Source organism: Robinsoniella sp. RHS, from assembly GCF_001029355.1.
Taxonomy (GTDB): Bacteria; Bacillota; Clostridia; order Lachnospirales; family Lachnospiraceae; genus Robinsoniella; species Robinsoniella peoriensis.
In genome coordinates, this window is sequence record NZ_JNGB01000156.1 from 1 (window position 1) to 11786 (window position 11786).

Below are 11786 nucleotides of genomic sequence, written 5' to 3' on the forward strand. Positions count from 1 at the left end.
ATACATAGTTACTGCTTTTCTCCACATCTGACAATGGTAAAGTCTCGTAAACTTTGCTATAATACATATAGTTTCGTAACCAGTAAACATATTAGCTAAAGGAATATAAGAAACCGGAGTGAGATATGGGATTTGCAAAGTACCGGATTCTTATGCGCAGTGGTTTTCGTGCGGTACTGCGTGAATGGAGGAATTTATGAAGAAAAGAACAGTTAAAAAGGCAGCTGCAAAACAAGGTGCAATTGTTCCGGAAGGTCAGGAGAAGGTTCCGGAAGTGGCGATTGCAGGGGAAGTGAAGAAATCAGTACCGGAAGCTGTGAAGGAGGAGTCAAAAGAAGCATCAAAGGAAAATGTTTTGCCTGTTCTGGAAACGTTTTCGGAAAGTTTGAAAAAGACGGTTGCCGCTCCGGATGCAGTATACGCAGAAGAACCGGATAACACAGAAACCGCAAAAGCAACGGTAAATAATGGCAAATATCAGGAACGATTTAACAGACATGTGAATGAACTTAAGTGGCTTTATATGGAGTTATATAACAATGATTACATGTTTGATGAACTTTGTAAAAATATGTATGGGTTTTATCAGGAACGTAAGGCTGCGCTTAAGAATCTGGATAGTAAAAGAGAGCTGAGACAGGACTGGTTCAAACAAAGTGATATGCTGGGCATGATGCTGTATGTGGATAATTTTGCCGGAAACTTGCAGGGAGTGAAGGGAAAACTGGATTATATTGAGAAATGCAATGTGAACTATGTGCATCTGATGCCTCTTCTGGAATCACCGGAGGGACGTTCCGATGGCGGATATGCAGTATCTGATTTCCGGAAGGTTCAGGAGAATCTGGGAACCATGGAGGATTTGTCTGAACTCGCAGAAGAATGTCATAAACGGGATATGAGTGTATGCCTTGATTTTGTAATGAATCATACTTCCGAGGATCATGAGTGGGCAGTAAAAGCAAGACAGGGTGATGGAGAGTACATGAGCCGGTATTTTTTCTATGACAATTATTCGATCCCTGCAATGTTTGAGCGGACGGTGCCCCAGGTATTCCCTACAACGGCCCCGGGGAATTTTACTTACCTGCCGGAGAACAGACATTTTGTAATGACCAGCTTTTACCCTTATCAGTGGGATTTGAACTACGGGAATCCAACGGTATTTAATGAAATGATGTACAACTTCCTTTTCTTCGCAAATCAGGGTATTGACATTATCCGTATCGATGCGGTTCCTTATATCTGGAAACAGATTGGGACTGACTGCCGCAATCTGCCTCAGGTTCATACCATTGTCCGCATGATGCGTATGATTGGAGAAATTGTATGCCCGGGAATTCTCCTGTTGGGTGAGGTGGTTATGGAGCCGGAGAAAGTGACGCCATATTTTGGATCTGTTGAAAAACCGGAGTGCCATATGCTGTATAATGTTACGACTATGGCAACTACCTGGAATTCCGTGGCAACTAGGGATGTGAGGCTGTTAAAGCAGCAGATGGAGATTATCGGCAGACTTCCTAAGGAATATACGTTTCTTAATTACCTCAGGTGCCACGATGACATTGGATGGGGACTGGACTATAAGACCCTTAAGAACTGGGGCATGGATGAAAGGGCACACAAACAGTATATCAATGACTTCTTCACAGGCAGTCAGGAAGGCAGTTTCAGCCGGGGTGAGTTATATAATGCCGATCCGGTCACGGGTGATGCACGCTTCTGCGGAACAACGGCCTCTATGTGTGGTGTGGAAAAAGCAGGGTTCGAACAGAATGAGCAGGAGATGCAGCAGGCAATCCAGCTGGATATCATGCTTCATGCATATATGTTCATGCAGTCAGGAATTCCTGTGATCTACAGCGGAGATGAGATAGCCCAGGTAAATGACTACAGTTACAAAGAGGATCCCCACAAGGCACCGGATTCCAGATATATTCACAGGGGTGCGTTTAAATGGGAGCTGACGGATTATATCGGGGATGACAAGACTGTTCAGGGGCAGGTATTTTCCAGATTAGGGCAACTGGAAAATATCCGCAAGAGTCATGCTGCGTTTGTGTCTACGGCAGAGACATGGACACTGGAAACCTGGGATAACAGTGTATTGTGTCTGGTACGTATGGCAGGCGGTGAAAAAGTTATAGGTCTTTTTAACTTCAGTGAAAATGAAAGAATGTCGTGGATTAATGAAGAAGATGGAATGTATCAGGACTTAGTTACCGGCAAAGAAATGAGAGCATCAGGGGTGAAAATGCCGGGATATGGATTTTACTGGCTGAAGAGAAAATAATGGCAGCATCTGGCATTGTACTTTATAAGTGCAGTGCCATTTTTATTGAATACGTGGATTCCTGCTTGTGAATCAGACAGCCCCATGATAAAATAAGCTCAAATTTGCTTTTGAAATGGAGTATGGAAACTCTAAGGGTAATGGTTTGCGAAAGAGGAGGAGGGTTACAGTGAAGAGATATTTAAAATGGAGTATATATGTGGTGTTAATGGTGGTGGTATTGACTGCAGTTATGCCTGTTCGGGCAGAGGCAAAACTAAACCGGCCGGAAAAGGTAAAAGCTATTTTGGGTGACAGGACGGTAAAGCTTACCTGGAAATCAAGCAAAGGTGCAAAGTATTACCGGATTTACCAATATGATATGAAGAAAAACAGTTATAGGCGTGTTCAGAAGACAACCGGAACGAATTTTACTTTCCGTAAGCTGAAATGTGGAGTGAGCTACCGCTTTAAAATAAGAGCATATGCCGTCAAAAAAGGAAAGACTCTGACAAGTTCTTTTTCTAAAGTAATCACAGTATTGCCCAAACCTGTTGTCAGGAAGCCTTCAGGGCTGAAGGCGAAGGCTGAAAAGGACAGTATTTCACTGAGCTGGGATAAGGCAGGCGGGGCAACCGGATATTCAATCTATCAATACAGTGAAAGCCGTAATAAATATATTAAGATTGCATCTACAACAAAAAGAAACTATAGTGTTAAAGGATTAAAAGCAGGGCTGACCTACAGGTACAGGATTAAAACCAGAAAAAAGGTGGATGGAAAAATTTATTACAGTAAATATAGTGCTATTATAGAAGCAAAAGTGCCCAAAGCTCAGAAAAAAGGAAAATCCACGCTGAAGAAATTCCTGGAGACTGCGTTAAAGCCGGTAGGCAAGACTATGTATGTCTGGGGCGGGGGCTGGAATGAAGAAGATACCGGTGCCGGAACAGATGCCAGAACCATAGGAGTTAGTCCTGAATGGGAGCGGTTTTTTAATAAACAGAACAGCAGTTATGACTATAATCAGACACGTTATCAGATTCGTGATGGTCTGGACTGCTCCGGATATGTGGGATGGTGCATATACAATATCATGAACACTTCCAGTGGAAAAGAGGGTTATGTCATGAAAGCAGAGGAGATGGCATCTGATTTTGCATCCAGAGGCTGGGGACAGTATGTGGGACGTTTCAGCGTCAAAGATTATCAGCCGGGAGATATAATGAGCTCATCCTGCAGTGACTGCGGCCATGTATGGATTGTAGTCGGTGCATGTCAGGATGGAAGTGTGGTACTGGTTCACAGCAGCCCTCAGGGGGTGCAGATAAACGGCACCGTAGACCGCTATGGGAATACTTCAAGTGAGGCTGTAAATCTGGCAGCCTATTACATGAAGAACTATTTTCCAAAGTGGTATAAGAAATATCCAAACTGTATGCGGGGAGAAAGTTATCTGTCCCACTATGCCCAGATGCGCTGGGATTTATCGGGAAGTTCAGTTATGACAGATCCGCAGGGGTACCGGAATAAATCGGCTGCCCAGATATTGCAGGATTTACTGGGATGAAGAAAGGAATAGGAAATGCCTTATTTATATGATGAATTAAGGAATTATGCCAAATCAGATTATTATCCTTTTCATATGCCGGGACATAAGAGGCGTCTGGGGGAATTTATGAATCCAATAGAGGCAGATATAACAGAAATAGAGGGATTTGACAATCTGCATCATGCAGAAGGAGTACTGAAAGAGGCTCAGGAACGGGCGGCAGGAGTCTATGGTTCTGCTAATACTTATTTCTTGGTGAATGGCAGTACGGCTGGAATTCTGAGCGCAGTATCTGCGTGTACTTCCATAGGAGGTAAGATTCTGATGGCGAGAAATTGCCATAAGGCCGTTTACCACAGTGTTTTGATAAGAGAATTGGAAGCCGTATACATTTATCCACAGCAGGAACAGGGAATTGGGCTGAATTGTGGATTAAGACCGGAAAAAATACGGGAACTGTTGATAACTTCTCCGGATATTCAGGCAGTGATCATTACGTCCCCTTCTTATGACGGAGTGGTATCGGATGTAAAAAAGATAGCGGAAATCTGTCACATATATAAAAAACCCCTGATTGTGGATGAAGCACACGGCGCACATTTTGGATTTCATCCGTATTTCCCGGAGAATTCCATTGGAAAAGGGGCGGATATTGTAATTCACAGTCTGCATAAGACATTGCCGGCATTTACGCAGACCGGTCTGATTCATTTGAATGGCTGTCTGGTAGATAAGGCAAAACTCGAGAGATATCTGGGGATTTACCAAAGCAGCAGCCCCTCTTATCTGCTTATGGCAGGTGTGGATCAGTGTATACGCATGCTGGAGGAATCCGGCGACAGGCTGTTTGAAGAATTTGTGGAAAACCTGAAGGCATTCAGGAGGAAAGCAGCAGATTTTCAACGGGTTTGTCTGGCAGGAAAAGCACAATTGGCAGGAGAGAAGGAGGTTGTGGACCTGGATCTGTCCAAGCTGATCCTATACGTAAAAAATGGCGGTATGAGCGGTAATGAATTATATGAAGAACTGCTGCAGCACTACCATCTGCAACTGGAAATGGCAGCAGGGGATTATGCCCTGGCATTAACCTCCATAGGGGATTCCAGGGAGGGATTTGACAGACTGTACCAGGCGCTGGCAGATATAGACCGGAGATTGAGTGAAAATGATAATGTTTTAAAGAAGATGGAAAAAACAGAGGATAAAGTAGATCGGGAAACAGATGGAGAAACAGATTGGGAAGTAATGCCAGTATGCCGGGCGATGGAAAAAAAGATGGAGCCGGTCCTGCTGGAAAATGCATCAGGCCGGATAGCAGGGGAATTTGTATATCTTTATCCGCCTGGAATTCCGTTAATTGTACCGGGTGAAAAAATAAGTAGAGAGTTTGTGGGAAACGTAATACAATATAGGGAAAAAGGATTTACGCTTCAGGGAATGCAGGATTATTCCGGGCACTTTATAGAAGTTCTGGAGCAGGTCTGAATATACATTGCAGCCGGGAAGAAGCAGGTTTAGGGACGTTTTGGAATGATCTGGCACCGTTAATAATTTACAGAAAGAGGATATTTATGGGAAAGATATTTTACATCATGGGAAAAAGTGCAACTGGTAAAGATACGATTTTTAAGGAGGTATTGAAGAATAAGAAATTGCATCTGAAAAATGTAATACTTTATACCTCCCGCCCTATCCGCGCCAAGGAAAAAGATGGGGTAGAATATCATTTTGTAGATGAAGCCAGACTTTTGGAGCTTAAAAATGCAGGAAAAGTAATTGAAATGCGATCCTATGATACCATCCATGGTATCTGGAGTTATGCAACAGTGGATGATGGACAGTTTCATCTGGATCATGAGAATTTTCTGGCAATTGGGACACTGGAATCTTTTGAGAAGATGAAAGCTTATTTTGGAGATGAGAAGGTAGTGCCTATTTATATTGAGGTTGCGGATGATAACCGGCTTGAGAGGGCTCTTAGGCGGGAACGGAAGCAGGAACAGCCCAAATATGAGGAATTATGCCGCAGATTTTTGGCTGATGCCCAGGATTTTTCTGAAGAAAATATTGCAAAAGCAGGAATTACAAAACGTTTTGTAAATGATACGGACAGAGAAGCCTGCATGAATGAAGTAGTTGATTACATCTACGATATTGTAAAATAGCCAGTGAGCCTGCCTCCTGACTGAAGGCGGCTTTAATTGACAGCCGGTGTTACGTTTACAGGCTGGTCTGTGAACAGTAACAGGTTCACAGACAATTCATACAATTTACCCAAAAAAGCTAGGTAAATGGATGATGTTATGTTATAATAGGACTTATTAAGACAGATAGGCCTGCATTTGGTCCAGGCCAGAGACTGTTTGGAAATTTATTCCCGCCATCTGTACACCCCGCTTCACGTGGAATCTGCTCCGAAATAGCCAGTGCAGCCCTCTGCACCTTGTATTCCCGGAACAAATTCCACGCAAAGGGTGACACACAGCTGTCAGAAAGCAATTTTCAAACAGGCTCTGGTGCAAAGAGGCAGTGAGGAGTGATATTATGCCAGGATTTAATAAGATTATAGGACACAAACAAATAGTGGAACATTTACAGAATGCGATGAAGATGAACAAGGTTTCTCATGCTTATATATTTAATGGTGAAAAAGGTTCTGGCAAGAAGAGTCTGGCTAATATATTTGCAATGGCATTACAGTGTGAAGGAGAAGGCGCAAAACCATGTGGTATTTGCAGATCCTGCAAACAGGCTGAGAACGGGAACCATCCGGATATTATCACGGTGACCCATGATAAGCCAAATAGTATTGGAGTTGAGGATATCAGGGAGAAGCTGGTGGGCGACGTTATGGTGAAGCCTTACAGCAGCCCTTATAAAGTATATATCGTGCCGGATGCTGAGAAAATGACAGTCCAGGCACAAAATGCGATACTGAAGACAATTGAGGAACCGCCGGCTTATGTGGTAATTCTTTTACTGACGGCTAACGCAACCTCTCTTTTAGCAACAATATTATCCAGGTGTGTGACTTTGAATATGAAGCCGGTACCGGATGAAATGGTTAAAAAGTATCTGATGGAAAATGTGGAGGTGCCTGACTATCAGGCGGATGTATGCGTGGCATTTGCTCAGGGAAATATTGGAAAAGCAGTACAACTGGCATCTTCTGATAATTTTAATGAGATTAAGGCGGCAGCACTGCATCTGCTGACACATGCAAAGGATATGGAGATCAGTGAAATTATTGCGGCAGTAAAAGCTGTTTCCGAATTTAAGATGGAGATACAGGATTATCTGGATATTCTGGCTATCTGGTATCGGGATGTGCTTTATTTTAAAGCAACGAAAGATCCCAATGGACTGGTATTCCGTGATCAGGTAAGAGTGATTGCCGATCAGACGAATATGAGTTCGTATGAGGGGATTGAGAAGATATTAAGTGGACTGCAGAAGGCGAAGGCCCGTCTGAATGCAAATGTAAACTTTGATTTAACGATGGAATTATTGTTCCTTATGATAAAGGAGAACTAGCAATGGTTAAGATTGTAGGTGTTAGATTTCGTAATGCGGGAAAGATCTATTATTTTGATCCCAAGCATTACTCTATGGATCCAGGGGATCATGTAATCGTAGAAACTGCAAGGGGCGTAGAATACGGTACCGTGGTAACGAAGGTTACGGATATGGATGAAAAGAAGGTGATTCAGCCTTTAAAACCGGTAATCCGGGTAGCAACCCAGGAGGATGCGGACAGAGAACTGAAGAATAAAGAAAAGGAAAAAGATGCTCTTCGTATCTGCCAGGAGAAGATTAAGAAACATAATCTGGAAATGAAACTCATTGATGCAGAGTATACTTTTGATAATAATAAAGTACTGTTTTATTTCACCGCAGACGGAAGAATTGATTTCCGTGATCTGGTTAAGGATCTTGCGGCTGTATTTAAAACCAGAATCGAACTCCGGCAGATCGGGGTACGTGATGAAACAAAGATTCTTGGTGGTATAGGAATCTGTGGAAGGCCTCTCTGCTGTAATACATACCTTGCTGAATTTGCACCGGTATCTATTAAAATGGCGAAGGAACAGAACCTTTCTTTGAACCCGACGAAGATTTCTGGTGTTTGCGGAAGATTGATGTGCTGTCTTAAGAATGAAGAAGAGACATATGAATATCTGAACAGCAGGCTGCCAAATGTAGGAGATCGTGTTCTTACAGAAGACGGACTGAAAGGGGAAGTACAAAGTGTAAGTGTACTCCGACAGACTGTGAAGGTTATCGTGGAAGTAAATGATGAAAAAGAAATTCGTGATTATAAAGTAGACCAATTGAAATTCAAACCGAAACGGAAAAAGGAAAAAATCAGCGTTGATAAGGAATTGAAGCAGTTGGAAGACATGGAGAAAAAAGAAGGGAAATCCAAGTTAGATGACAATTGAGCTGTATCCCGGTGAGCGCCTTGATGATCTGGAGCGCAACGGATATAAGATTATTCAAAATAATAAGACATTTTGCTTTGGAATGGATGCAGTGCTGCTGTCCGGTTTTGCTCATGTAAAGCCGGGAGAGAAGGCACTGGATCTGGGAACAGGGACCGGGATTATCCCGATTTTGCTGAAGGCAAAGACTAAGGGGGAGCATTTTACCGGTCTGGAGATCCAGGAAGCCAGTGCAGATATGGCAAGGCGGAGCGTTCTCTATAATCATCTGGAAGATCAGATTTCTATTGTACAAGGAGATATCAAAGAGGCCCATACATTATTTGATGCGGCTTCTTTTGATGTTATTACAAGTAATCCGCCTTATATGACGGGAAACCATGGTCTGGTCAATCCGGATATGCCTAAGGCGATCGCCAGACATGAGATCTTGTGTACGCTGGATGATGTAATTGGACAGGCATCTAAGCTTCTGCGTCCGGGCGGAAGGTTCTACATGGTGCACAGGCCATTTCGAATGGCTGAAATCATGACAAAGATGACCGCGCACCGTCTGGAGCCCAAGCGGATGCGGTTAGTATATCCTTTTGCAGACAAAGAGCCGAATATGGTACTAATTGAAGGCCTGAAGGGTGGAAAACCCAGAATAACAGTAGAAAAACCATTGATCGTATACAAAGAACCCGGTGTGTATACGGATGAGATTTATGATGTGTATGGCTATTGATCTGATTTTTAAGACAGCCTTTAGAAGGAGATGACTCACATGCAGGGAAAATTATATTTATGTGCTACACCAATTGGTAACCTGGAAGACATTACGATGCGTGTGTTGCGTATTCTGAAGGAAGTGGATCTGATTGCAGCAGAGGATACCAGAAACAGCATTAAGCTGCTGAATCATTTTGATATTAAAACTCCTATGACCAGTTATCATGAGTACAATAAGATTGACAAAGCCCATTATCTCATTGAACAGATGAGGGACGGGAAAAATATAGCCCTGATAACAGATGCAGGGACACCTGGGATTTCAGATCCCGGTGAAGAACTGGTTCGGTTGTGTTATGAGGCAGGTGTGGAAGTAACTTCCCTTCCGGGGCCAGCGGCATGTATTACTGCTTTGACTTTGTCGGGGCTTTCTACCAGGCGTTTTGCATTTGAGGCATTTCTGCCTTCTGATAAAAAAGAAAAGAAGGAAGTTCTGGCGGAACTGGAAGGGGAAACCAGAACGATGATCCTGTATGAGGCGCCGCACAGGCTTGTCAGGACACTGGAAGAACTTTTCGGGGTACTGGGGAACCGGAAGATTACTGTGTGCCGGGAATTGACGAAGAAACATGAGACTGCTTTTGTGACTACGATTGAAGGGGCGTTGGCTCATTATAAGGAAGTGGATCCCAGGGGGGAATGTGTGCTGGTCATTGAGGGCAGAAGCCGTCAGGAGATCAGGGAAGAGGCACGTAAAGCCTGGGAGGAATTAACCATAGAGGAACACATGAAGCGCTATCTGGATATTGGGATGGATAAGAAAGAAGCAATGAAATGTGTTGCGAAAGATCGTGGAATTAGTAAACGGGATGTTTATCAAGAGTTGATATAGAGAGAATCGGGGAATGTCGTCCTCCCCGATTCTCTTTTATTGGGTACAGCAAGCCCGGGGACTCGCGCACATGTCCATTTTGGAGGCTGCCGCAAGGGTAGAATCCTCCACAACCTGCAACGGAGTTTTACTTTCTGGAAATATGAATCATTGCATCTCTTTTTATATGCTGTAATACAAAGACCATATCCTGTTCCGGGATTGCTACACAGCCTGCAGTGGCGCCGCCGCCAAAACAATGGAGAAAGATAGCGGAACCTGCACCTGGAGTACAGGCAGTGTTGTAATTTATGGAAAGTGCATAGGCGTAGGCGGTTGGATACTCAGATAGGTGTTCTGCGCTGTTCCAATCCGGCGATATTTTTTTCGTGCTGACAAACTTGTTGTAATATTGTGAGTTTGGATCATCTACCCAATAGTGGGATGGGTTTACCTTGGTATAAGGGAATGCGGTGCCCGGATTCGACTTATTGCCAAATGCTACTCCAAAGCTGTATGTTCCACTGGGTGTGGTAGCAAGGCCTTCGTATGTTGCACCCACGCCGAGACGTCCTACATAGGCGGTTGTACTTAAGATTTCATTCCAGGTTGTATCATTTTTCCGTTCCAGCATGGTGAATTCTGCCATGCTTCCGGTTGCTTTTACGAAGATCATCTGGCTTGCTTTGTTATAGGATGAAAGAGAACCGTCTTTTTTAAGATAATACCAGTCATCCTTTACTTTTGCCCAACCCTTCATCAGCTGTCCGCTCTTATTAAAATAGTATTTTTTCTTTTGAATGGTCTTCCATCCGGTGGCCATAATACCTTTGGCACCTACGTAATACTTCTGTTTTTTATAACTAATCCATTTGTTAGATGCCATCGTCCCGTTTTTATTAAAGTAATACCATTTCTTTTTATATTGAACCCATCCAGTTGCCATGTCACCGTTTTTATTCAGATAATATTTTTGTCTATTATATGTTTTCCAACCAGTATCCATGTACCCGCTTTTTTTAAAATAGTAATACCTGCCGTTTATTTTAAGCCAGGTATTTTTTGCGTAGGTTTTGTTGGTATAGCGGTATTTCCATTTACTTCCTTTCTTTATCCAGTCCCCTTTTTTTGACAGGAGCTTTACGGACGTCTTTTAAAAGTCCTGTGGACGCTGCCCGTGTGGGGAGTGATATGGCAGATGCCATGGTTAGGACGAGCGCGAATAAGAAGAATAACTTTACTATTTTATTGGCGTTGATATACTTTTTCATGTGGTTCCTCCCGTTTGGTGTTTCTTTTGTGCTGTTGATTTTATTATAGGTGGGGAGCGGAGGTTTGTCAAAAGTAATTGGGAGAAATATTGTGTCTGATGTATAAGTGAAAAACAATCGGAAAAAAGTAGAAAATATTTGAATAACGATTCTGGGTTAAAAATGGGTAATAAAGAAAGTTATTAGACATAATTGACATAAAATGTTATAATAAAACTTGAAATAACCGTACCCATTGGGACTGTATGGCGCAATGGCTAATTTGACGATAAAATGCAATGTAATTCATGGAGCAGTCGCCCTGTACAGTTCTGTGCTGAATGGTTTGATTAGTTGATGATTATTGTTTGTTATTATAATATGGGAGAAGATTATGACTAAAAAACAGATACTAAGAATGATATGTTTTCTGATGCTTGCAGGTGGTGCTTTTTATGTGATGAATGGAATATTTGTTAAACCGGCTTCAATAGAAATTAATGACCGCTATGAAGCATTTTATAAAAGAGAGACAAAGAATTCATGGGATGGTGCACTAATTGGCAGCAGTGTGGTAGACCGTGCATGGGCAGCCCCTCTTGCCTGGAATGAGTACGGCGTGGCATTATATCCTATGTCTACGGACAGTCTGCCATTACCATTTGTTACTAATTTGATAGAAGAAATA

11 protein-coding genes are annotated in these 11786 nt (G+C 42.8%); 9 read left to right on the plus strand and 2 right to left on the minus strand.

Annotated features, from left to right (window positions below):
* Nucleotides 1-196: 196 nt before the first annotated feature.
* The 8 genes from RHS_RS26920 to rsmI all read left to right on the plus strand — a co-directional run bounded on the left by RHS_RS26920 (nucleotide 197) and on the right by rsmI (nucleotide 9869).
* The gene (locus tag RHS_RS26920) at nucleotides 197-2293 is read left to right on the plus strand and encodes an amylosucrase (protein ID WP_395023588.1); all 2097 of its coding nucleotides are present in this window, start codon (nucleotides 197-199) and stop codon (nucleotides 2291-2293) included.
* Between the two features lie 169 nt (nucleotides 2294-2462).
* Entirely contained in the window at nucleotides 2463-3842 is a 1380-nt protein-coding gene (locus tag RHS_RS26925) for a fibronectin type III domain-containing protein (protein WP_052430899.1), read from the plus strand.
* Between the two features lie 15 nt (nucleotides 3843-3857).
* Nucleotides 3858-5309: an aminotransferase class I/II-fold pyridoxal phosphate-dependent enzyme gene (locus RHS_RS26930; protein ID WP_047834916.1), complete on the plus strand. Its 1452-nt coding sequence runs from the start codon at nucleotides 3858-3860 to the stop codon at nucleotides 5307-5309.
* An 86-nt stretch (nucleotides 5310-5395) separates the two neighbouring features.
* On the plus strand, nucleotides 5396-5989 hold the full coding sequence (locus RHS_RS26935; protein WP_044296092.1) for a guanylate kinase: 594 nt from the start codon (nucleotides 5396-5398) through the stop codon (nucleotides 5987-5989).
* Nucleotides 5990-6368: 379 nt separating this feature from the next.
* A complete protein-coding gene (gene holB / locus RHS_RS26940; protein ID WP_027295475.1) occupies nucleotides 6369-7358 on the plus strand; it encodes a DNA polymerase III subunit delta' in 990 nt (329 codons plus the stop codon).
* Between the two features lie 2 nt (nucleotides 7359-7360).
* Nucleotides 7361-8266: a stage 0 sporulation family protein gene (locus tag RHS_RS26945; protein ID WP_044296093.1), complete on the plus strand. Its 906-nt coding sequence runs from the start codon at nucleotides 7361-7363 to the stop codon at nucleotides 8264-8266.
* Nucleotides 8256-8993, plus strand: coding sequence for a tRNA1(Val) (adenine(37)-N6)-methyltransferase (locus RHS_RS26950; protein ID WP_027295477.1), 738 nt, complete (start codon nucleotides 8256-8258; stop codon nucleotides 8991-8993). Before RHS_RS26945 ends, RHS_RS26950 begins: the two co-directional genes overlap by 11 nt.
* A 39-nt stretch (nucleotides 8994-9032) precedes the next feature.
* Nucleotides 9033-9869: a 16S rRNA (cytidine(1402)-2'-O)-methyltransferase gene (gene rsmI / locus RHS_RS26955; protein ID WP_027295478.1), complete on the plus strand. Its 837-nt coding sequence runs from the start codon at nucleotides 9033-9035 to the stop codon at nucleotides 9867-9869.
* A gap of 127 nt (nucleotides 9870-9996) precedes the next feature.
* Here rsmI and RHS_RS32100 read toward each other — a convergent pair whose 3' ends face one another.
* Entirely contained in the window at nucleotides 9997-10983 is a 987-nt protein-coding gene (locus RHS_RS32100) for a L,D-transpeptidase family protein (protein ID WP_395023590.1), read from the minus strand.
* Entirely contained in the window at nucleotides 10946-11119 is a 174-nt protein-coding gene (locus tag RHS_RS32105) for a hypothetical protein (protein WP_395023589.1), read from the minus strand. Before RHS_RS32105 ends, RHS_RS32100 begins: the two co-directional genes overlap by 38 nt.
* A gap of 373 nt (nucleotides 11120-11492) precedes the next feature.
* Between RHS_RS32105 and RHS_RS26965 the strand changes: the two genes are divergently transcribed.
* Nucleotides 11493-11786 (plus strand): hypothetical protein (locus RHS_RS26965; RefSeq protein ID WP_047834917.1); only part of this gene is annotated, 294 nt, incomplete at its 3' end.

Bases quoted from the DNA above. Each gene is read 5' to 3' on its own strand.
- RHS_RS26920 (WP_395023588.1), top strand. From the start codon at position 197: ATGAAGAAAAGAACAGTTAAAAAGGCAGCTGCAAAACAAGGTGCAATT.
- RHS_RS26930 (WP_047834916.1), top strand. From the start codon at position 3,858: ATGCCTTATTTATATGATGAATTAAGGAATTATGCCAAATCAGATTAT.
- RHS_RS26935 (WP_044296092.1), top strand. From the start codon at position 5,396: ATGGGAAAGATATTTTACATCATGGGAAAAAGTGCAACTGGTAAAGAT.
- holB (WP_027295475.1), top strand. From the start codon at position 6,369: ATGCCAGGATTTAATAAGATTATAGGACACAAACAAATAGTGGAACAT.
- RHS_RS26945 (WP_044296093.1), top strand. From the start codon at position 7,361: ATGGTTAAGATTGTAGGTGTTAGATTTCGTAATGCGGGAAAGATCTAT.
- RHS_RS26950 (WP_027295477.1), top strand. From the start codon at position 8,256: ATGACAATTGAGCTGTATCCCGGTGAGCGCCTTGATGATCTGGAGCGC.
- rsmI (WP_027295478.1), top strand. From the start codon at position 9,033: ATGCAGGGAAAATTATATTTATGTGCTACACCAATTGGTAACCTGGAA.
- RHS_RS32105 (WP_395023589.1), bottom strand. From the start codon at position 11,119: ATGAAAAAGTATATCAACGCCAATAAAATAGTAAAGTTATTCTTCTTA.